Origin of the sequence: Streptomyces sp. NPDC035033, from assembly GCF_040636735.1 — a bacterium.
Taxonomy (GTDB): Bacteria; Actinomycetota; Actinomycetes; order Streptomycetales; family Streptomycetaceae; genus Streptomyces.
Map to the genome: position 1 here is coordinate 1 of NZ_JBEZUZ010000037.1, position 20,905 is coordinate 20,905.

A 20,905-nucleotide genomic window follows, 5' to 3' on the forward strand; every position below is an offset into this window, starting at 1 on the left:
GGAGGGGGGAGGGGCCCCGGTCAGGGGGTGGGGCCGGTGACGCCGTGGAGGGCCATGGTGACGGCGGCCTCCGCGATGCGGTCGGGGTCTTCGGCGGCGCCGAGCTCGATGCGGCGGACGGCGGCGTCGACGACGCCCTGGAGGAGCATGGCGGCGAGGCGGGGTTCGGTGGTGCCGAGGTCGGCGAGGGCGTCGACGACCATGGCGACGAGGCCGCCGTGGGCGGCGCGGATCTTCTCGCGGGCGCCGTCGTCGAGCTCGCCGGCGGAGATGGCGACGACGGCCCGGTGGCGGCGGTCGCCGACGAGGTCGAGCTGTTTGCGGACGTAGGCGGCGACCTTGGCCTCGGGGGTGTCGGCGGCGGCCATGGCGGCCTCGACCTCGGCGGCCCAGACGGGGAAGTCGACCGCGCACAGTTCCTCGACGACGGCGGCGCGGGAGCGGAAGTACTCGTAGACCGACGAGCGGGCGAGGCCGGTGCGCTCGGCGAGCGCGGGGAAGGTCAGCGCCTCCGTCCCGCCCTCGGACAGCAGGGAACGCGCGGCGTCCAGCAGGGCGCCGCGTTGCATGGTCCGGTGCTCGGCCACCGAGGCCGCTCGAATCCTGGGCACGGATCCACTGTACGACCGGCGGGGCGGCGTCAGCGTCCGACGTCGGCCAGTTTGGCGCGGAGCTGGAGGACGGACTTGGTGTGGATCTGGCTGACGCGGCTCTCGGTGACGCCGAGGACGTGGCCGATCTCGGCGAGGGTCAGGCCCTCGTAGTAGTAGAGCGTGACGACGGTCTTCTCCCGCTCGGGGAGGGTGTTGATGGCGCGGGCGAGGAGGCGGCGCAGTTCGCGGTCCTCGGCGACCTCGACGGGGTTGTCGGCGGCCGTGTCCTCCAGGGTGTCCATGAGGGAGAGCCGGTCGCCGCCCTCGCCGCCGACGTGCAGGAGCTCTTCGAGGGCGACGACGTTGGCCAGGGACAACTGGCTGAAAACCGCGTGCAGTTCCTCGAGCTGGATGCCGAGTTCGGCGGCGACCTCGCTCTCGGTGGGGGTGCGGCGGAGCTGGGCCTCGAGGGTGGCGTAGGCGCGCTCGACGTTGCGGGCCTTCTGGCGCACGGAGCGGGGGATCCAGTCGAGGGCGCGCAGTTCGTCGATCATCGCGCCGCGGATGCGGGTGATGGCGTAGGTCTCGAACTTGATGGCGCGCTCGACGTCGAACTTCTCGATGGCGTCGATGAGGCCGAACACCCCGGAGGAGACGAAGTCCGCCTGTTCGACGTTGGACGGCAGGCCGACGCTGACGCGGCCGGCGACGTACTTGACGAGGGGCGAGTAGTGCAGGATCAGCTGCTCCCTCAGCCGTTCGTCACCGGTGGCCTTGTAGGAGCGCCACAGTTCTTCGAGTGAGGTCGGCGCGGGCGGCCGCACGGTGCCCCGGGCTGCTGGGGGCACCGCAGCGCGGTCAGACCCGGAGGTGTGCTGGGGCATGCGTTGCCTTGAGCCGTTCTGCTGTCGGGTGCGTCGGTCTGGGTGTCCTGTGGGGAATCCTGGTGAGCGTAGCGTGAGTGCGGTGTCGCGGTGAGCGAACGGGAACGGATGGCGCCGGTCCGGGTGGGCGTGCTCGGCCACATCTTCGAACCGGGGGCGTGGCGCGTTTCGGCCTCACGGGTTCGGCCGAGAGAACTCGGTTGCTCATCGGCTTCACCTTTTCACCCGAATGCGCCTGGTCAAGTACCGCCTCGCCGCGCGTTCGACACCGGCTTGCCGCTGTTCGTCAACCTCCATCCGTCGCCGTCCCGTTCGGCGTGACCGAGGGCGTGGAGTTCGTACAGCCGGGCGAGGGCCTCGTCGGGGGTGGTTCCGGCACGGTGGGCGATCTCGGTGGCGGGGGCGGGCGGGTGGACGGGGAGGGCTTCGAGGACCTGGGCGGTGGCGGGGTGGAGGAGGTCGCGGGGCAGGACGGGGCCGCGGCGGGCGGGGGCGAGGTCGCCGATGGCGCCGATGAGTTCGATGACCTCGTCGGCGTCGGTGACGAGGGTGGCGCCGTCCCGCAGGAGTTCGTGGACGCCGGCGGAGAGGGCGCTGGTGACGGGGCCGGGGACGCCCATGGTGTGGCGGCCGAGGCGGGTGGCGGCGCGGGCGGTGACGAGGGAGCCGCTGCGGTGCTGGGCCTCGACGACGACGGTGCCGCGGGTGAGGGCGGCGATGACCCGGTTGCGGAGGATGAAGCGGCTGGGGGTGGGGTGGCCGCCGGGTGGGAGTTCGCCGATGAGGAGGCCCTGGCGGGCGATGCGGTCGAGGAGGGCGCCGTGGCCGCGGGGGTAGGGGGTGTCGACGCCGCTGGCGAGGACGGCGGCGGTGGCTCCGCCGGCGGCGAGGGCGCCGCGGTGGGCGGCGCCGTCGATGCCGTAGGCGGCGCCGGAGACGACGACCCAGCCGTGGCGGCTGAGTCCGGTGGCGAGGTCGGCGGCGGCGTGGGCGCCGTACGGGGTGCAGGCGCGGGCGCCGACGACGGCGACGGAGCGGAGGGCCCAGGTGCGCAGGGGTGCGGGGCCGCGGGTCCAGAGGCCGATGGGGCGGGTGTCGCCGAGGTCGTCGAGCTGGCGGGGCCAGTCGGGGTCGCCGGGGACGAGGAAGCGTCCGCCGAGTCGGGCGATGTGGTCGAGGTCGGCTTCGGGGGTGGTGGTGCGGGCGCGGTGGCGCCAGCCGGCGAGCCGGCGGGGGCCGGTGCCGGGGAGCGGGGGTTCGCGGGGGTCGCGGAGGAGGGCGAGGAGCGCGGTGGCTCCGTGGGTGCGCAGGGCGTGGCCGGCCTGTTCGTCGCCGGGTTCGACGATGCGGGTGAGGGCGGCGCGGGCGAGGCGTTCGGCGTCGGGGGCGGGGTGCTCGGGGAGGGGCTGCGGGGCGGAGGGGCGCTCGGGCCCGGTGTGGTCGTGGGCGGTGTGGTCGTGGGCGGGGTGGTCGTGGGTGGGGTGGTCGGTCATGGGCGGTCTCCGGTGGTGAGGGGGGTGCCCCGGGTGATGCCGGTGCGGAGTTCGAGGGCGTGGGCGATGTCGTCGTGGCCGGGGCGGTCGTGGCCGGCGAGGTCGGCGATGGTCCAGGCGACGCGGAGGACGCGGTCGAGGCCGCGGGCGGTGAGGAGGCCGCGCTCGATGTCGCGTTCGGCGTGGGCGAGGGCGCCGGGGGCGGCGAGGTAGCGGGTGCGGAGTTCGTGGCCGGGGATCTCGCTGTTGAGGGTCCAGGGGGTGCCGGTGAGGCGGGCGGTGGCGCGGGCGCGGGCTTCGCGGACGCGGTCGGCGACGGTGCTGGTGGGTTCGCCCCGGCCGCCCTGGCCGAGGAGGTCGGCGCGGGTGATGGGTTCGGCTTCGACGCGGAGGTCGACGCGGTCGAGGAGGGGGCCGGAGAGCCGGGCCTGGTAGCGGCGGATGACGGAGGGCGGGCACTCGCAGCCGGCGCCGTGGAGGGTGTGGCGGCCGCAGGGGCAGGGGTTGGCGGCGAGGGCGAGGAGGAAGCGGGCGGGGAGGCGGACGACGCCGGCGGTGCGGGCGATGACGACGTGTCCGGATTCGAGGGGCTGGCGGAGGGCGTCGAGGGATTTCGTGGAGAATTCGGGTGCTTCGTCCAGGAAGAGGACGCCTCGGTGGGCGAGGGAGACGGCGCCGGGCCTGGGGATGCCGTTTCCGCCGCCGACGAGGGACTGCATGGTGGCGGAGTGGTGGGGTGCGCAGTAGGGGGCGCGGCGGACGAGGGGTTCGCCGGGCGGGAGGATGCCGGCGACGGAGTGGACGGCGGTGACTTCGAGGGATTCCTGGCGGCCGAGGGGCGGCAGGATGCCGGGGAGCCGTTCGGCGAGCATGGTCTTCCCGGCGCCGGGCGGTCCGGTGAGGAGCAGGTGGTGGCCGCCGGCGGCGGCGATCTCCAGGGCGCGGCGGGCGGTGTGCTGTCCGGCGACGTCGGCGAGGTCGGGGCCTTCGCCGGGGGCGGGGGCGAGGCCGGTGCCGATGCCGGCGCCGGGGACGAGGAGTCCGGCGAGCATGGCGTCGGGGCGGCCCGCTTCGGTGGGTTCCTCGTCGGGGACGGGTTCGTCGGCGAGGACGGCGATGAGCTGGCGGAGGGTGCGGACGCCGAGGACGGAGACGCCGGGGACGAGGGATGCCTCGCCGGCGGTCTGTTCGGGGACGACGACCTGGTGGTAGCCGGCGTCGGCGGCGGCGAGGACGGCGGGGAGGATGCCGCGGACGGGTCGGACGCGTCCGTCGAGGCCGAGTTCGCCGATGAGGACGAGGTCGGTGAGGGAGCGGGGGTCGACGCGTTCGGCGGCGCCGAGGACGGCGGCGGCGACGGCGAGGTCGAATCCGCTGCCTGATTTGGGGACGGACGCGGGGCTGAGGCCGACGGTGAGTTTCTTCTGGGGCCATTCGGCGCCGGAGTTGACGACGGCGGCGCGGACGCGGTCGCGGCTTTCGCTGAGGCTCTTGTCGGGGAGGCCGACGAGGGTGAAGGCGGCGACGCCGGGTTCGAGGTCGGCCTGGACCTCGACGACGACGCCTTCGACGCCGACGAGGGCGACGGAGCAGGTGCGGGCGAATCCCATCAGGCCACCCCCTGGGCGTGGGTGAGGACGGGGGCGCCGCGGCGGGGCAGGACGATGCCGATGAGGTCGATGCGGACGCCGCCGGGGGGCGGCGGGGTGGCGGTACGGGCGAGCCAGCAGTGGGCGAGGTGCCGGAGCCGTGCGGCCTTCTCGGGGGTGACGGCGGCCATCGGGTGCTCGAAGCGGCCGATGCGGCGGGTCTTGACCTCGCAGATGACGAGGGTGTCGCCGTCGCGGGCGACGATGTCGATCTCTCCTTCGCGGCCGCAGCGCCAGTTGCGGGCGAGGATGTGCAGGCCGGTCCGGGTGAGCCGGCGGGCCGCCAGCTCTTCTCCGTACCGTCCGAGTGCTCGGGTCGCGTTCATCGGGACCACCTCCGTCACCGACTGTGACGGAAGGGGTCCCTGGCGTGTGCGGGGCTGTGGACGAGGGGGCGGCTGTGGAGAACCGCCTCACCCGCGAGGGTGATCCCGCGGGGCCGACCCCGCGGGGCCGGGTCAGCTGCCGGGCAGTTCGAGGTCGCTCTTGTTGAGCTCCTCGATGTTCACGTCCTTGAAGGTGAGGACGCGGACCTGCTTGACGAACCGGGCCGGCCGGTACATGTCCCAGACCCAGGCGTCGGCCATGCTGACCTCGAAGAAGACCTCGCCCTGGACCGAGTGCACCTGCATCTCGTAGTCGTTGGTGAGGTAGAAGCGCCGTTCGGTCTCGATCACGTATTTGAACAGCCCGACGACGTCGCGGTACTCCCGGTAGAGCTTCAGCTCCATCTCGGTCTCGTACTTCTCGAGGTCCTCGGCGCTCATGGCATGTTCCCCTTCAGCCGTGCGTGCCCCCATTGTGCGTCAGTCGTGCGTGCCCTCAGACGATTTCCGGGGCGAGGACGACGGGCGCGCTCGGGGGTCCCTCGTCGAGCAGCGTGCGCAGCAGCTCGGCGAGCCTGATGGGGTACACGGTCTCATGGGCCGCCGACAGTTCGGCGGAGGTCCACCATCTCAGGCCGGAGAGACTGCGGGTTTCCAGGTCGGTGAGGGCCTGGGGGCCGGGTGCGGGGCCGGTGTGGCGGGTGCGGGCGAGGTAGTACCACTCGTCCTGGTCCCAGCGGCGGCCGGCGAAGGGGAAGGAGCAGTGGCGCCGCCACAGGACGGGGCCGAGTTCGACGTCGGTGATGCCGGTCTCCTCGGCGAGTTCGCGCAGCGCGGCCTGTTCGCGGGTCTCGTCGCCCTCCAGGCCGCCGCCGGGGGTGAACCACCAGGTGTCGGCGGGGTCGTCCGGTTCGTGGCCGTGCATGAGGAGGACGCGGTCGTCGGGGTCGAGCAGGATGACGCGGGCGACCTGCCGCACCTCTCCCCCGGCGCCGGCCGCGCGGCCGGGAGCGGAGCCCGTACCGCCGGGTGCGGGGGCCGTGCCGCCGGGAGCGGGGCCCGTACCACCGGGAACGGAGCCCGTGCCGCCGGGTGCGGGGCTCGTGCCGCTGCCCGTGTCCGCCGTGTCCGTGCCCACGCCCGTACCGCCGTCCGTGCCGTTCTCCGTGCTCACGTCCGCCCCCGTGCCGCTGCCCGGACCGTTCGCCACGTCCGCGTCCGCGTCCGCGTCCCTGTCCGTACCCGCGCCTGTGCAGCCGTACCCGTACCCGTACCCCTGCGCGCGGTCCGTCACGTCCCCGCCTTCTCGCGCGCGGGCCTGCCCCGTCCGCCCAGCCGCTGGGCCAGGGGGCCGTACGCGGCGCCGCCGAGGATCAGGACGGCGCCGGCCGCGACGGCGGTCAGGAGGGGGCGTACGGGGCCGGGGGACGAGACGCCGCCGGGGAGGGCGGCGAAGGCGGCCGGGCGTTCCACGAGGCCGCCGGTGACGGGCCAGACGACGGAGTCGACGCGGGCGACGACGGCGGAGCGGGGCACCGAGCCCCGGGCGGCGTCCTCCAGGTGGGTGCGGGAGTCGAGGGAGGAGGTCCGGTCGTCGCCGAGGAGGAAGAAGCTGTCGGCGGGGACGGTGGCGGTGAAGTCCTCGCCGGAGGCCCGGATGGTGCCGCCGGGTCCGGGCCGCAGATACGGTTCGTCGACCGGGGTGCCGTTGACGGTGAGGCGGCCGTCGTCGCCGCAGCAGGCGACGGTGTCGCCGCCGACGGCGACGACCCGCTTGACCATGGCCGAGCCGCCCCAGAGCGGGTCCTCGAAGACGACGACGTCGCCGCGCTTCACGTCCGCGCCGTCGACGCGCTGGGCGAGGACCTTGGAGCCGGTTTCGAGCGTGGGGGCCATGGAGCCGGTGGGGACGCTGTAGGGCCGGTACAGCAGGGCTCCGCCGGCGAAGCCGCCGAGGAAGAGCAGACAGCCGACGGCCACGGCCAGCCCCGACAGCGCGCTGCCGAGCCGGCCGCGGCCGTCACGGTTCTTGGTCGTTCCGCTCATGCGCACCCCAGAGGTCTGTCGACGATCTGGGACGGCACCCTACCCGCGGGAAGCTACTCGGCGGTATGCCGTGGGGTCCGCTTCCTGCGCCGCCAGAGCACCAGCGGGAGCGCTCCGGCGAAGCCGAGCGCCGCGGGGGCGGCGGCCGGGAGGGCCGTCGCCGCGGCCGGGGCGAGGCCCGGCTGGTCGAAGACGTCCGGGACCGGCAGCGTCGCCCAGCGGGTGACGGGCCAGGCGACCACGACGGCGCGGCCGACGACCTGGTCGTTGGCGATGGTGCCGCCGCCGGGCAGTTCCTGGTGGAAGCGGGAGTCGAGCGAGTTCTGCCGGTTGTCGCCCATGACCCAGATGCGGCCCTCGGGGACCTTGACGGGGCCGAAGGAGTCCTGGCAGGGGAGGGAGCCGGGGAAGAGGTACGCGGTCTCGTCGAGCTCCTTGCCGTTGAGGACGACCTTGCCGCCCTCCTTGCAGGAGACGGTGTCGCCGCCGACGGCGATGACCCGCTTGATGAGGTCCTTCTCCTCGGCGGACGGCATGAGGCCGATGAAGCTGAGGAACTTCTGGATCGCGTTGGGCGCGGGCGTCTGGGCGGTCTCCAGCCAGCCGCCCGGGTCGTGGAAGACGACGACCTCGCCGCGCTCGGGCTCGGAGCCGAACCAGGGGGTCAGTTTGTCGACGAGGACCCGGTCGCCCTTCTTCAGGGTGTTCATCATCGATTCCGACGGGATCGAGAACGCCTGGACCAGGAAGGTCTTGATCAGCAGCGCGAGGATCAGCGCGATGCCGATGAGCAGGGGCAGTTCCTTCCAGAAGGAACGCTGCTTCTTCGGCTGCGCGCCGGTCTCGCCGGTCTCGTCGGCCCGCTCCGGCTCGTCGCCGGGCGACGACGTCCCGCCGCCGCTGTTGTTCTCTTCCGTCACGTTCTCACCTCTGGCCCCGTCGGCCCTGTCCTCGGGCCCGTCGTGTCCGGAACGTGCGCCGACGGCCACTTCCCCCACATCCACTCCTCATTCGGTGCAACTGCCCGCCCCGGAACAGGGACAGGCCCGCCACTCCCATAACGAGCAGGAGTTCCGCAGGGGTCGGCGGCCAGGGCGATCCGTTCACGTTCCGCGTGGACACACTATGCGACATGCCGAGCGCGGTCCCGGTGCCCGTCCGCGCGTCCGGCACGGCGGCGAAGGTCTCCCGTTCCTCCAGGCCGCGCCAGTGTCCGATCGGCCAGGCGATCACCACGGCGCGGCCCACGACCCGCTCCTCGGCGATGGTGCCGCGGTCCGGTTCGTCCAGGTGGTAGCGCGAGTCGGCCGAGTCGGAGCGGTGGTCGCCGAGGACGAAGATCCGGCCTTCGGGGACCTTCACCTCGAAGGGGATGGTGGAGGGCCTGTCGCCCGGGTTGAGGTAGGGCTCCTCCAGCGGGACGCCGTTGACGGTGATCCGGCCGTCCTTGCCGCAGCAGCGGACGGTGTCGCCGCCGACGGCGACGACCCGCTTGATGAGGTCGCGTTCGTCGGCGGAGGGCATCAGGCCGATGAAGGTCAGTGCCTGCTTGAGCTGCTTCACCCCGAGGGGGTCCTCGGGGGCGGGGGCGGTCTCCTGGTGGAGCCAGCCGCCGGGGTCCTCGAAGACGACGACGTCGCCGCGCTGCGGTTTCGAGCCGAACCAGGGGGTGAGCTTGTCGACCAGCACCCGGTCGTGGATCCGGATCGTCTGTTCCATGGAGCCGGAGGGGATGACGAAGGCCTGGACGAGGAAGGTCTTGAGGACGAGCGCGATCAGCACCGCGACTCCGGCGAGGATGGGGATCTCGCGGAGCGCGGAGCGCTGCCGGCGCCGTTTGACCTTGCGGGCCAGCCGGCGGCGTTCGGCGCGGCCGGGCGGCGGTGCCTGCGTCCCGTCGGGGGCGGTGCCCGGCCGGCGGCCGCGGCTACCCATGTCCGCTCCCCCGCGGTCCGGTCGTGTGTCCGGCGGCCGGAGGCGGCGGTACGGGGGCGTAGGCGTCGGTCTCCGGGACGGTGGTCCAGCGGGCGAAGGGCCAGACGATCCAGTCGGCGCGGCCGACGACCTTGTCGACGGGGACCATGCCGCCGCCGGGGCTGCCGAGGTGGTCGCGGGAGTCGCTGGACTGGCTGCGGTGGTCGCCCATCACCCAGAGGGTGCCCGGGGGGACGACGATGTCGAAGGGCACGTCGGAGGGGCGGTCGCCGAGGGTGAGGTACGGCTCCTCGACGCGGGTGCCGTTGACGGTGATCCGGCCCTTGGCGTCGCAGCAGACGACCCGGTCGCCGCCGACGCCGACGACGCGCTTCACGAAGTCGGTCTCGTCGGGGGCGGCGAACCCGAGGGCGGCCGCGGCGTCGTGGAGCAGGCCGGTGACGGGGTTGCCCGCGGGTTCTTCCCGGACGAAGGATCCGGTGCCGTCGAAGACGACGACGTCACCGCGGCGCGGCTCGCTGCCGAAACGGTACGCCAGTTTGTTGACGAGGATCCGGTCGCCGACCTGGAGGGTGGGCTCCATGGAGCCGCTGGGGATCAGGAAAGGCTGGGCGACGAAGTGGCTGACGAGCAGCAGGAGAACCACGCAGGCGGTGCCGGCGAGTCCCGTCCGGCGCCAGGAGGGGCCCCGGCCGGAGGCGTCGTCCGGAGGGGCGTCCGCCGGGGCGCCCGGGGAACCGCTCCGGGAGTCGTCCGCCGGGGCGCCCGGGGTGTCGGTCCCGGGCGCGGCGCCGGTCGTTCCCGCAGTTGCTCCGCCGGTCGCTCCCCCGGTCGTTCCCGCGGTTGCTCCGCCAGCCGTTCCCGCGGCTGTTCCCCCGGTCGTTCCCCCGGTGCGGGCCGGGGCTCCGGCCGTCCCGGGAACGCGCACGGAGCGCGACCCGTCGTCCGTGGCGGGATCCGGTCGGGGATCCGGCGGGGACGAGGGGTCGCGCTCCGTGTGCTGTGCTTCGGTGTCCATCGGGGGGTGAGCCTATCCGGCCCGCCTGTACGAGGAGCGTGAAGCGTCGCGCGAGCGGTGAGCCGGAGCTCAGTTGTCGCGCTTCTCCTTGATCTTGGCGGCCTTGCCGCGCAGCTCGCGGAGGTAGTAGAGCTTGGCGCGACGGACGTCACCGCGGGTGACGAGCTCGATCTTCTCGAAGATCGGGCTGTTCACCGGGAAGGTGCGCTCGACGCCGACGGAGAACGAGACCTTGCGGACGGTGAAGGTCTCGGAGACGCCGGAGCCCTGGCGGCGGATGACGACGCCCTTGAACTGCTGGATGCGGGAGCGGTTGCCCTCGATGACGCGCACGTGGACGTTCACGGTGTCGCCGGGACGGAAGGCGGGCAGGTCGGAGCGGAGGGAAGCCGCGTTCACCTGGTCGAGCAGGGAGGCCATGGAGGTCTCTTTCCTCGCCGATGCCACAGGTCATCGGCGGTGAGGTACGAATCGATGAGAGCGCCGTCCGGTCGATGGCGGGCGGCTCCCCCTGTGGCAGGGGCGCGCGCCGGGCGGACGGCAGTCGCCTATTCTTCCACGCCCTCGACCGCGCGCCAAAATCGGCCGCCGGGCTCGGGGGCCCAGCCGAGGATCGAGAGGGTCTCGCGGTCCTTCTTGTCGAAGGCGGCGGGGTCGGTGCGCTCGATGAGGTCGGGCCGGTGGGCGGCGGTGCGGCGGAGGGCCTCGTCGCGGCGCCAGCGGGCGATCCTGCCGTGGTGGCCGCTGAGCAGGACCTCGGGGATGCCGCGGCCGCGCCACTCGGGGGGCTTGGTGTAGACGGGGCCTTCGAGGAGGTTGGCCATGGCGCCGGGGGCGAAGGAGTCGTCGCGGTGGGACTCGGCGTTGCCGAGGACGCCGGGGAGGAGGCGGGCGACGGCCTCGGTGATCACCAGGACGGCGGCCTCGCCGCCGGCGAGCACGTAGTCGCCGATGGAGACCTCGTAGACCGGCATCCGGGTGGCGTACTCGTCCATGACCCGGCGGTCGATGCCCTCGTAGCGGGCGGGGGTGAAGATCAGCCAGGGCCGCTCGGAGAGTTCGACGGCGAGTTCCTGGGTGAAGGGGCGGCCGCTGGGGGTGGGGACGACGAGGGCGGGGCCGTGGGCGCCGCTCTCGTAGCCGTCGGCGAGGGCCTGGTCGAGGGCGTCGCCCCAGGGCTCGGTCTTCATGACCATGCCGGGGCCGCCGCCGTACGGGGTGTCGTCGACGGTGTTGTGCCGGTCGTACGTCCACTGCCGCAGGTCGTGGACGTGGACGTCGAGCCGGCCGCGGGCGCGGGCCTTGCCGACGAGGGAGACGTTCAGCGGTTCGAGGTACTCGGGGAAGATCGTGACGACGTCGAGCCTCATGCGTCGTCACCCTTCCCGGGCGTCTCTTCGGCGTCGCGGGCGGAGGCGATCTCGGCGCGGTCGTCGATGAGGCCGGGCGGCGGGTCGATGACGGCCCGCTGGTTCTCCAGGTCGATCTCGGTGACGATCTGCTCGACGAAGGGGATCATCAGCTCGGTGCCGTCGGGGCGCTCCACGATGAGGAGGTCCTGGGAGGGCAGGTGGGAGATCTCGGTGATCACGCCGACCTCGGTGCCGTCGGCGAGGACCACGTCGAGGTCGACGAGCTGGTGGTCGTAGTACTCGTCCTCCTCCTCGGGGAGCTCGTCGGGGTCGATCTCGGCGATGAGGAGGGTGTTGCGCAGGGCCTCGGCGGCGTTGCGGTCGCGGACGCCCTCGAAGCGCAGCAGCAGCCGGCCGCTGTGCACCCGGCCGGATTCGACGGTCAGCGGCCCGGCGGAGGCCGGGTCGGTGAGCAGGACGGCGCCGGGGCCGAGCCGCAGCTCGGGCTCGTCGGTGCGCACCTCCACGGTGACGTCGCCCTTGATGCCGTGGGCGCGGCCGATCCGCGCGACTACCAACTGCACTGGTGAACTCTCCTGTCGTACGGCAACGGGCCGGGGTGGGCGGTCTGCCCTCCCCGGCCCGTGCCGGTGTCAAACTTTCAGCGGACCTGGTCCACGTCGACGAGGTCGACGCGGATGCCACGGCCGCCGATGGCGCCCACGACGGTGCGCAGCGCACGCGCGGTGCGGCCGTTGCGGCCGATCACCTTGCCGAGGTCGTCGGGGTGGACCCGGACCTCCAGCACGCGGCCGCGACGCAGGTTGCGCGAGGCGACCTGCACGTCGTCGGGGTTGTCGACGATGCCCTTCACGAGGTGCTCGAGAGCCTCCTCGAGCATGATCAGGCCTCGGTGGACTCGGTGGACTCGGCCGCCTCGGCCTCGTCCGCCTTGGCCTTCTTGGCCTTCGGGGTGATGGCCTCGCCCTTGTCCTCAGCGCCCTCGAGGGCCTTGGCGAACTCGTCGAAGGAGGCGCGCTTGGCTTCCTTGGTCGCCGGGGCGAGCAGCGGCTTCTCCGGGGCGGGGAGGCCCTTGTGCTTCTGCCAGTCGCCGGTGAGCTTCAGGATGGCGAGGACCGGCTCGGTCGGCTGGGCGCCGACGGACAGCCAGTACTGCGCACGCTCGGAGTCGACCTCGATACGCGACGGGTTGTACGTCGGGTGGTAGAGGCCGATCTCCTCGATCGCGCGGCCGTCACGGCGGGTGCGCGAGTCGGCGACGACGATGCGGTAGTGCGGCTGGCGGATCTTGCCGAGGCGCTTGAGCTTGATCTTGACTGCCACTGGAGTGGTGTCTCCTGGTCTTGACGTGGGTGGGCACTTGAGATGCCACGTGGGGTTGCGGTACTCGGGTGCCCGATGGACGCGTCAGCCGGAGGAGAGAGGGGTCCTGTGCGACTGTCGAGTACAGCTGACCATTGTGCCACACGCCGTGGGGTCAGCTTGCGGCGCCCACCGTCTCCGGGATGCGGAACGGCTTGCCGCATCCGCCGCAGACGATCGGGGCCTGGGCGAGCACCGAGGGGACCACGCGCACGTTGCGTCCGCAGTCGCAGACGGCCTTGACGCGGACGCCGCCGCCCGAGGAGCCGTGCCGGGCGGCCGGTCCGCGGAAGGAGCGCTTGGTGTCGGCGGCCGTGGCGACCGTGTGGGCCTTGAGGGCGCGCTGGAGCCGCTCGATGGTGGGCCGGTACCGCCGCTTCGCCTCGGGGTTGAGCGTGACCAGGGAGAAGCCGCTGCTGGCGTGCGGTTCCTCGGGATGGTCGAGGCCCAGCTCCTCGGCGATCGCGAGGAATCTGCGGTTGTGGTAGCGGCCGGCGCGGGAGGTGTCGCGGACACCCCGGGCGGCGGCGATGCCGTGGACTGCCTCGTGGAGCAGTCGCTCGAAGGAGAGTTCGGCGCCGCAGGCGGACGAGGACTCTCCGATCAGGGACTCGGGCGCGGCGAGGTCCGGCAGCTCGGGGTGGTGCCGCTGAATGTCGGCCCACGCCTGCGCCAGCTCTGCGGCGAGAACAGGTGGTGTCGTGCTCACGTCGGGTACAACGAGCCGGATCCCCTCCGGGTTCCATTCCGGGGCAACTCAAATATTTTGCACGTACCCGTCAGTCGGTACCCAGGCGTCCGGAGCTGGTGCACAGCGGCGCATACGCCCCGGAGCGCGGTCGTGTCACGCGCGCCGGAGCGGTGTGGGAGGGGACACTACCGGGCCGGTGCCCGAGTTCGGGCACCGGCCCCCTCCTTCGGCGGCGGCCGCCCCGGGAGCCTGGCCCGAACTCGTCGGGAGTCGTCCGGCCCGACCACTGGACGCCGGGCGGGAAGCGCAGTTCCCTGACTACGGGGGGCTGTCGTCCGGCACGGAATGGGGCCTGATCCATGACACCTACGCTCGTCCCGCACCACCCCGCGCGCGACTGGGCCGAGATCCAGGAGCGGATGCTCGTCCCGCTCTACGAGACCGTCTACGAACGCCTCGGCGTGGGCCCCGGCACCCGCCTGCTGGGCCTGGACTGCGGCACCGGCCTGGCCCTGCTGATGGCGGCGGCCCGCGGCGCCTCGGCCGCCGGGGCGGAACGGGACCACGCGCGCGTGGAGCTGGCCAGGGAGCGCCTCCCCGAGGGCGTGACGGTCACCTCCGGGGTGCCCGGGGACGGCCCGTACGACGTGGTCACCGCCTTCCACGCGGCCGACCGGACGGCCTTCGCGCCGGCCGACCTCACCCGGGCGGCGCAACCGGGCACGGCGGTCGTGCTGGCCGGCTGGGGTCCGCCGGAGCGGTGCGCGACGGAGCCGCTGCTGCGGCTCGCGGACCGGCTCGCCGACCGGCCCCCCTCCCCCAGGGCCGACCTCGGCGCCCTGGCGGTCCGGGCCGGGCTGCGGCCGGTGGGCGCGGGACGGGTCGCCTGCCCCTTCGGGTACGCGGACGAGGGCAGCGCGGTGCGCGGGCTGCTCTCCACCGGCGCCTTCGACGCGGCGGTGCGGGCCGGTGACCCCGCGCAGGTGGAGAAGGAGATCGAGGAGGCCCTGGCCCCGTACCGGCGCGCCGACGGCACGGTGTGGATGCCGAACGTCTTCCGGTACGTCGTCGCGCGCGTGCCGTGACCGCCGCTCAGGCGCGCCGCTCCGGATCGGGCCGGACGCCCGGCTCGGGCGCGTCCGGGGCGGGGCGCTCGATGCCCGCCGCCCGGTAGGCCGCGTCCTCCTCCAGGGTCTCGTTCTCCAGCAGCGCGGCGCTGAGGGCGTCCAGCCGGTCGCGGTGCTCGCGCAGGAGCCGTACGGCGTCCGCGTAGCACTCGTCGACGATCCGGCGCATCTCGGCGTCGACGGCGTCGAGGGTCGCGGGGGCGGCGGAGAGCCCGTACGCCTGCTGGGCGTCGCCGGGGATGGCGGTGAGCCGGCCGACGGTCTGGCTCATGCCCCAGCGGCCGACCATGCCGCGGGCGATGTTGGTGACCTGTTCCAGGTCGCTCTCGGCGCCGGTGGTGATGACGCCGAAGACGACCTGTTCGGCGGCCATGCCGCCGAGGGCGCCGATGATCCGGCCGCGCAGGTACTCCTCGGTGTAGGCGTACTTGTCGGCGTCGGGGGTGGAGAGGGTGACGCCGAGGGCCCGGCCGCGCGGCACGATGGTGATCTTGCGGACGGGGTCGGCGCCGGGCTGGAGCATGCCGAGGAGGGCGTGGCCGCTCTCGTGGTAGGCGGTGCGGCGGCGTTCCTCCTCGGGCATGACGAGCGGGCGTTCGGCGCCGAGCTGGACCTTCTCCAGGGCGTCGGAGAGGTCGGATTGGGTCACGGCCTTCTGTTCGCGTTTGACGGCGAGGAGGGCGGCCTCGTTGGCGAGGTTGGCGAGTTCGGCGCCGGTCATGCCGGGGGTGGTGCGGGCGACCTGTTCGAGGTCGACGTCCTTGGCGAGCGGGATCTGCCGGGTGTGGATCTTGAGGATGGCCTCGCGGCCGCCGCGGTCGGGCGGGTTGACGTGGACGATCCGGTCGAAGCGGCCGGGGCGGGTGAGGGCGGGGTCGAGGACGTCGGCGCGGTTGGTGGCGGCGAGCACGATGACGCCCTCGGAGCCGGTGAAGCCGTCCATCTCGGTGAGGATCTGGTTGAGGGTCTGCTCGCGTTCGTCGTGGCCGCCCATGCCGGAGCCGCCGCCGCGGGCCCGGCCGATGGTGTCGATCTCGTCGATGAAGATGATCGCGGGGGCGACCTTGCGGGCCTCGGCGAAGAGTTCGCGGACGCGGGAGGCGCCGACGCCGACGATCATCTCGATGAACTCGGAGGCGGAGGCGGAGAAGAACGGCACCCCGGCCTCGCCGGCGACGGCCCGCGCGAGGAGCGTCTTGCCGGTGCCGGGCGGGCCGGCGAGGAGGACGCCGCGGGGCATCTTGGCGCCCATCCGCCGGTAGGCGTCGGGGTTCTTCAGGAAGTCGACGACGTCGTTGAGCTCGCCCTCCACCTCGTCGATGCCGGCGACGTCGGCGAAGGTGGTGCGCTTGCCGCCCTCCAGCTCGACCGGTTTCGGCGGCTGCTTGCGGCCGAGCATCCCGCCGGCGCCGCCCATGCCGGAGCTCATCCGGCGGGCGATGAAGACCCAGAGGAGGACGAGGAGCAGCATCGGGGCGAGGGAGAGCAACAGATTGGCCAGGAACGAACGTTCCTGCACCACCGGCTCGGCGGTGACGGTGACCTTCTGCTTGGTGAGCTGCGCCCACAGGTCGTCGTCGGCGAAGGCCGGCCGCTGGGTCTGGAACTTGGTGTAGTCGCCCTTGCCGTCGGGCACCGGCCGTTTGTCCTTCAGCTGCCCCTGGATGGCGTCGCCCTTGGAGTAGATCTTGGTGACGTTCCCGGCGGTGACCTGCTTGCTGAACTCGGTGTACGAGATCGTCGGCCCGTCGCCCTCGTTGAAGAACGACAGCACGATGTTGGTGATCAGGTACACGGCCAGCGCGGTGAGGATGAGGCCGCCCCAGCCGCCGGGCATCTTCCGCTTCGGCGGCGGGGGCGGCGGCGCCCCCTCCGAGCGCCAGGGCTGGTCGGTCCGGTCGCGCGGGGGTACGGGGTTGGCCACGTCGCTCTCCTCGGGGCGGCAGTGGCCCCAGTATCGAAGATCGCGACGAAAGCGGCATTCCGGGTGGGCCGGGGGGACGAGAAGGGGCCCGGGGCGGTGTCGTACCCGCCACGGGCCCCTTCTCGCGGGGCGTCCGGAGACCGTCAGCCCATGAACTTCTTGAACTCGTCCGGCAGCTCGAAGTCCTGCGGGCCCTGGCCGGCGCCCGGCAGCCCGAAGGCGCCGCCCTGCTGGGCCTGCTCCCGCTTCGCCTGGGCGGCCTGCTCCTCGGCCTTCCGCTTCATCGGGTTGCCGCTCTTGCGCTTGCCCTTGGCCTGCTTGACCTGCTTCTTCTGGCGGCCGGGGCCGCCGCCCATGCCGGGGAGGCCGGGCATGCCGGGCAGGCCGCCGCCCTGGGCCATCCGGGACATCATCTTGCGGGCCTCGAAGAACCGCTCGACCAGGCCCTTCACGGCGCTGACCTCGACGCCGGAGCCCTTGGCGATACGGGCGCGGCGGGAGCCGTTGATGATGGTCGGGTCCTGGCGCTCGGCCGGGGTCATCGACTTGATGATGGCGGCGGTGCGGTCCACGTCCCGCTCGTCGATGTTGGCGATCTGCTCCTTCATCTGCCCCATGCCGGGCAGCATGCCGAGCAGCTTGCTGATGGAGCCCATCTTGCGGACCTGCTCCATCTGGGCGAGGAAGTCGTCCAGGGTGAAGTCCTGGCCCTTCTTCGACGCGAGCTTCGAGGCCATCTTGGCGGCCTCTTCCTCGTCGAAGGTCTGCTGGGCCTTCTCGATGAGCGAGAGCATGTCGCCCATGCCGAGGATGCGGGACGCCATGCGGTCCGGGTGGAACGCGTCGAAGTCGTCCAGCTTCTCGCCGTTGGAGGCGAACATGATCTGCTTGCCGGTGACGTGCGCGATGGAGAGCGCGGCACCACCGCGGGCGTCGCCGTCGAGCTTGGAGAGCACGACGCCGTCGAAGCCGACGCCGTCGCGGAAGGCCTCGGCGGTGTTGACCGCGTCCTGACCGATCATGGCGTCGACGACGAAGAGGATCTCGTCGGGGCTGACGGCGTCGCGGATGTCCGCGGCCTGCTGCATCAGCTCCTGGTCGATGCCGAGGCGGCCGGCGGTGTCGACGATGACGACGTCGTACAGCTTGGTGCGGGCGTACTCGATCGAGTCCTTGGCGACCTGGACCGGGTCGCCGACGCCATTGCCCGGCTGCGGGCCGTAGAAGGCGACGCCGGCGCGGTCGGCGACGACGGAGAGCTGGTTGACGGCGTTGGGGCGCTGGAGGTCGCAGGCGACGAGCAGCGGCGAGTGGCCCTGCCCCTTCAGCCAGAGGCCGAGCTTTCCGGCGAGGGTGGTCTTACCGGCACCCTGGAGACCGGCGAGCATGATCACGGTGGGGCCGGACTTGGCGAACCGCAGGCGGCGGGTCTCGCCGCCGAGGATCGAGATCAGCTCGTCATTGACGATCTTGATGACCTGCTGCGAGGGGTTCAGCGCCTTGGAGACCTCGGCGCCGAGGGCCCGCTCCTTGACGTTCTTGATGAACGCGCGGACGACCGGCAGGGCGACGTCGGCCTCAAGGAGGGCGATACGGATTTCCCGGGCCGCGCTGTCGATGTCCTGCTCGGAGAGGCGGCCTTTGCCCCGGAGGGACTTGAAAGTCGCGCTGAGGCGGTCGGAAAGCGTATCGAACACGGTGGTCGCGATCCTCGGGTCGGGGCGGATGGTCGCCACCCAGGGTATCGGGCCTCAGCACACAACCGTCCTTGCCGGTCGGATTGGACCGGCAAGGACGGTTACCCCGCGGGCGCGGGGAGCACGCCGCCTCGGACAGGCGGCCGTTGCCACGGAGTGGGCCACCCCCGCCCCAGCGGGGAGCACACCGTGCTCAACGACACACGGCGCACCCAGGTCACGCCCTCACCCCAGCGCCTCCTCCAGCGTCCGGGCCAGGTCGATCGCCTCCTCGTCCGGGAGGAGGGAGCCGTCGGGGCGGGTCACGTAGAGGGTGTCGACGGCGTTGGCGCCGAGGGTGGAGACGTGGGCGCTGCGGACGCGGACCGCCGCTCCCTCCAGGGCGCGCCCGATCCGGTGGAGCAGGCCCGGGGCGTCCTGGGCGCGGACCTCCAGGACGGTGGCGAGGCGGGAGTCGGCGGGGGCGACGGTGACGCGGGGCGGCGGGGCCTGGACGCCGCGGCGGCGCGGGTAGGCGGCCTCGCGCTCGGCGAGCCGGGCGGGGATGTCGAGGGAGCCGTCGAGGGCGCGCAGCAGGTCGGCGCGGAGCCGGTGGCCCTGGGGCAGGGAGCCGTACTCGGCGGCGACCCGCCAGTCGAGGACGAGGACGGGGCCGGGGGCGGCGCCCAGTTCCGCCGGGAGTTCGACGGCGCGCAGCTCGGCGGCGCGGACGGTGAGGCGGTGGAGGGCGAGGACGCCGGCGACGGCGGGCAGGACGCCGGGCTGGTCGGGGAGGGCGATGACGAGTTCCACGCCGACGGGTTCGGGCTCCCCCTCGTCCGGGGGCTGTTCGCCGTGGGTGTGGAGGGCGAGGACGGGTTCGCCGGTGCGCAGCGCCTCGACGGCGAGGCGTTCCTGTTCGGCGCTGGGCGCGGCGGCCTCGGGGTCGGGCAGGGGCTCGCCGGCGAGGACGCCGGTGACGCGTTTGACGAGGTCGGCGACGAGGGAGGCGCGCCAGGCGGACCAGGCGGCGGGCCCGGTGGCCAGCGCGTCGGCCTCGGTGAGGGCGTGCAGGAGTTCGAGGGTGCCGACGGTGCCGACGGCGGCGGCGACGGACTCGACGGTGGCGGGGTCGTCGAGGTCGCGGCGGGTGGCGGTGTCGACGAGGAGGAGGTGGTGGCGGACGACGGTGGCGACGGTGGCGGTGTCGGTGCGGTCGAAGCCGATGCGGGCGGCGAGGTCCCGGGCGATGGTCTCGCCGGCGACGGAGTGGTCGCCGGGCCAGCCCTTGCCGATGTCGTGGAGGAGGGCGGCGACGAGGAGGAGGTCGGGGCGGCCGACGCGGCGGGTGAGGGAGGCGGCGCGGACGGCGGTCTCGACGAGGTGGCGGTCGACGGTCCAGGTGTGGACGGGGTTGCGCTGGGGGCGGTGGCGGACGCGTTCCCAGTCGGGCAGGAGGCGGGTGACGAGCCCCTCGGCCTCCAGGGCCTCCCAGACGGGGATCGCGTCGGCTCCGGCGCCGAGGAGGGTGACGAGGGCCTCGCGGGCCTCGGCGGGCCAGGGCACGGGCAGCGGCCTGGCGGTGGCGGCGAGCCGGCGGACGGCGTGCGGGGAGAGCGGCAGGCCGTGCTGGGCGGCCGCGGCGGCGGCGCGCAGCGGGAGGGCGGGGTCGCGTTCCGGGCGCGCGGAGAGGGCGAGGACGGCCTCGCCGTCCATCTCGACGACGCCCTCGGCGAGCGGGGTCCGCTCGGCGGGGGCCTTCTGCGGGGACCGGCCGCCGAGGAGGGTGCGCAGGCGGGGGCGGGCGGAGCGGGCCTTGAGGACGCGGCCGACCTCGCGCCAGGTGACGTCGGAGGCGTACGTGACGGTGCCGGCGGCCTCGTACACCTCGCGGAGCAGGGTGTCGGCGTCCAGGAGGCCGAGTTCCTTGGCGACGGCGTCCTGTTCCTGGAGGGCGAGCCGGTCGGTGGCGCGGCCGGTGGCGAGGTGGAGGGCGTCGCGGGCGTCGAGGAGGCGGCGGCGGGCGGTGTCGAGGCCGTCGCGGGGGGCGTCGGCGAGCCAGGAGGCGGCGACGGCGCGCAGCGCCTGGGCGTCGCGGAGGCCGCCGCGGGCCTCCTTGAGGTCGGGTTCGAGGAGGAAGCGGAGTTCGCCGGAGCGTTCGGCGCGGTCGCGGCAGAGTTCGGCGAGTTCGGGGAGGCGGCGGGCGGCCTGGTTGCGCCAGTCGGCGAGGACGGTGGAGCGCAGGGAGGCGGCGAGGGCGGTGTCGCCGGCGAGGGGGCGGGCGTCGAGGAGGCCGAGCTGGACCTTGAGGTCGTCGGCGGCGGTGGCGCGGGCCTGGGCGGGGGTGCGGACCGAGTGGTCGAGGGCGAGGCCGAGGTCCCAGACGGGGTACCAGAGGCGGTCGGCGAGGGCGGCGATCTCCTTCTCGGGGGCGCTGCCGTCGTGGAGCAGGAGGAGGTCGAGGTCGCTGCGCGGGGAGAGTTCGGCGCGGCCGTAGCCGCCGACGGCGACGAGGGCGGTCCCCCGGGGCGGCGCGGCGGCGGCGAAGAGGCCGGCGAGCCAGTCGTCGGTGAGGCGGGCGAGGGCGGCGCGGCGCTCCGGTCCGGACGGCGTCCTCTCCTGGAGGAGGCGCAGCCGGGCCGCCGCGTAGCCTCCTTCCCCGAGGTCTCGGCTTCGCTCGGCCGGGGGGGACCCCCGCCCTTGCTCTCCGGTCGCGTCCTGCGGTTCGGGGGTGGTCACCGGCGGCTCCTTCTCTGCGACGGGGTGCGGAGACGGCCCGGCGGACCGGTGGGGTCCGTCGGGCCGTGT

General features: G+C 73.6%; 20 protein-coding genes and 1 pseudogene. 1 reads left to right on the forward strand and 20 read right to left on the reverse strand.

The genetic code is table 11. The features are described from left to right. Positions 1-20: 20 nt before the first annotated feature. The 17 genes and pseudogenes from AB0E83_RS17095 to AB0E83_RS17175 all read right to left on the reverse strand — a co-directional run bounded on the left by AB0E83_RS17095 (position 21) and on the right by AB0E83_RS17175 (position 13,388). On the reverse strand, positions 21-587 hold the full coding sequence (locus AB0E83_RS17095; protein ID WP_362111761.1) for a TetR/AcrR family transcriptional regulator: 567 nt from the start codon (positions 585-587) through the stop codon (positions 21-23). Between the two features lie 53 nt (positions 588-640). After that, the gene (gene whiG / locus AB0E83_RS17100; RefSeq protein ID WP_362111621.1) at positions 641-1,477 is read right to left on the reverse strand and encodes an RNA polymerase sigma factor WhiG; all 837 of its coding nucleotides are present in this window, start codon (positions 1,475-1,477) and stop codon (positions 641-643) included. 239 nt (positions 1,478-1,716) lie between these two features. Beyond that, on the reverse strand, positions 1,717-2,970 hold the full coding sequence (gene dprA / locus AB0E83_RS17105; protein ID WP_362111624.1) for a DNA-processing protein DprA: 1,254 nt from the start codon (positions 2,968-2,970) through the stop codon (positions 1,717-1,719). Then, positions 2,967-4,580 (reverse strand): YifB family Mg chelatase-like AAA ATPase, encoded by a 1,614-nt coding sequence (locus AB0E83_RS17110; RefSeq protein WP_362111627.1) that lies wholly within the window; start codon positions 4,578-4,580, stop codon positions 2,967-2,969. The genes dprA and AB0E83_RS17110 overlap by 4 nt, the downstream gene beginning before the upstream one ends. Further along, positions 4,580-4,945, reverse strand: a complete 366-nt coding sequence (locus AB0E83_RS17115; protein WP_362111630.1) for a YraN family protein — start codon at positions 4,943-4,945, stop codon at positions 4,580-4,582. Before AB0E83_RS17115 ends, AB0E83_RS17110 begins: the two co-directional genes overlap by 1 nt. Before the next feature lie 132 nt (positions 4,946-5,077). After that, positions 5,078-5,386, reverse strand: a complete 309-nt coding sequence (locus AB0E83_RS17120; protein WP_005311352.1) for a DUF2469 domain-containing protein — start codon at positions 5,384-5,386, stop codon at positions 5,078-5,080. A 55-nt stretch (positions 5,387-5,441) separates the two neighbouring features. Then, a complete protein-coding gene (locus tag AB0E83_RS17125) occupies positions 5,442-5,924 on the reverse strand; it encodes an NUDIX hydrolase (protein ID WP_362111764.1) in 483 nt (160 codons plus the stop codon). Between the two features lie 311 nt (positions 5,925-6,235). Continuing rightward, positions 6,236-6,991, reverse strand: coding sequence for a signal peptidase I (gene lepB / locus AB0E83_RS17130; protein ID WP_362111632.1), 756 nt, complete (start codon positions 6,989-6,991; stop codon positions 6,236-6,238). A gap of 53 nt (positions 6,992-7,044) precedes the next feature. Continuing rightward, the gene (gene lepB / locus AB0E83_RS17135; RefSeq protein WP_362111635.1) at positions 7,045-7,980 is read right to left on the reverse strand and encodes a signal peptidase I; all 936 of its coding nucleotides are present in this window, start codon (positions 7,978-7,980) and stop codon (positions 7,045-7,047) included. After that, on the reverse strand, positions 7,916-8,926 hold the full coding sequence (lepB, locus tag AB0E83_RS17140) for a signal peptidase I (protein WP_362111638.1): 1,011 nt from the start codon (positions 8,924-8,926) through the stop codon (positions 7,916-7,918). Before lepB (AB0E83_RS17140) ends, lepB (AB0E83_RS17135) begins: the two co-directional genes overlap by 65 nt. After that, a pseudogene (gene lepB / locus AB0E83_RS17145) lies at positions 8,919-9,593 on the reverse strand (signal peptidase I); the annotation flags it as partial. The pseudogene lepB (AB0E83_RS17145) and the gene lepB (AB0E83_RS17140), both read right to left, overlap by 8 nt. 420 nt (positions 9,594-10,013) lie before the next feature. Beyond that, the gene (gene rplS / locus AB0E83_RS17150) at positions 10,014-10,364 is read right to left on the reverse strand and encodes a 50S ribosomal protein L19 (protein ID WP_030496989.1); all 351 of its coding nucleotides are present in this window, start codon (positions 10,362-10,364) and stop codon (positions 10,014-10,016) included. Positions 10,365-10,492: 128 nt separating this feature from the next. Then, positions 10,493-11,314 (reverse strand): tRNA (guanosine(37)-N1)-methyltransferase TrmD, encoded by an 822-nt coding sequence (gene trmD, locus AB0E83_RS17155; RefSeq protein ID WP_362111641.1) that lies wholly within the window; start codon positions 11,312-11,314, stop codon positions 10,493-10,495. Further along, on the reverse strand, positions 11,311-11,880 hold the full coding sequence (gene rimM, locus AB0E83_RS17160; protein ID WP_362111644.1) for a ribosome maturation factor RimM: 570 nt from the start codon (positions 11,878-11,880) through the stop codon (positions 11,311-11,313). The genes trmD and rimM overlap by 4 nt, the downstream gene beginning before the upstream one ends. Positions 11,881-11,957: 77 nt before the next feature. Continuing rightward, positions 11,958-12,197, reverse strand: a complete 240-nt coding sequence (locus tag AB0E83_RS17165) for an RNA-binding protein (protein ID WP_005311361.1) — start codon at positions 12,195-12,197, stop codon at positions 11,958-11,960. A 2-nt stretch (positions 12,198-12,199) separates the two neighbouring features. Further along, positions 12,200-12,640, reverse strand: coding sequence for a 30S ribosomal protein S16 (rpsP, locus tag AB0E83_RS17170; RefSeq protein ID WP_362111647.1), 441 nt, complete (start codon positions 12,638-12,640; stop codon positions 12,200-12,202). A 154-nt stretch (positions 12,641-12,794) separates the two neighbouring features. Continuing rightward, positions 12,795-13,388, reverse strand: coding sequence for a hypothetical protein (locus tag AB0E83_RS17175; RefSeq protein ID WP_362111650.1), 594 nt, complete (start codon positions 13,386-13,388; stop codon positions 12,795-12,797). Between the two features lie 341 nt (positions 13,389-13,729). On the opposite strand from AB0E83_RS17175, the gene AB0E83_RS17180 reads away from it, so the two are divergent. After that, positions 13,730-14,455, forward strand: a complete 726-nt coding sequence (locus AB0E83_RS17180; RefSeq protein WP_362111653.1) for a methyltransferase type 11 — start codon at positions 13,730-13,732, stop codon at positions 14,453-14,455. Between the two features lie 7 nt (positions 14,456-14,462). Here AB0E83_RS17180 and ftsH read toward each other — a convergent pair whose 3' ends face one another. The 3 genes from ftsH to AB0E83_RS17195 form a co-directional block, all read right to left on the reverse strand. After that, on the reverse strand, positions 14,463-16,421 hold the full coding sequence (ftsH, locus tag AB0E83_RS17185) for an ATP-dependent zinc metalloprotease FtsH (protein ID WP_362111656.1): 1,959 nt from the start codon (positions 16,419-16,421) through the stop codon (positions 14,463-14,465). A gap of 143 nt (positions 16,422-16,564) precedes the next feature. Continuing rightward, positions 16,565-18,118 (reverse strand): signal recognition particle protein, encoded by a 1,554-nt coding sequence (gene ffh, locus AB0E83_RS17190; RefSeq protein ID WP_362111659.1) that lies wholly within the window; start codon positions 18,116-18,118, stop codon positions 16,565-16,567. Between the two features lie 225 nt (positions 18,119-18,343). Further along, positions 18,344-20,836: a [protein-PII] uridylyltransferase gene (locus tag AB0E83_RS17195; protein WP_362111662.1), complete on the reverse strand. Its 2,493-nt coding sequence runs from the start codon at positions 20,834-20,836 to the stop codon at positions 18,344-18,346. Positions 20,837-20,905: the final 69 nt, after the last annotated feature.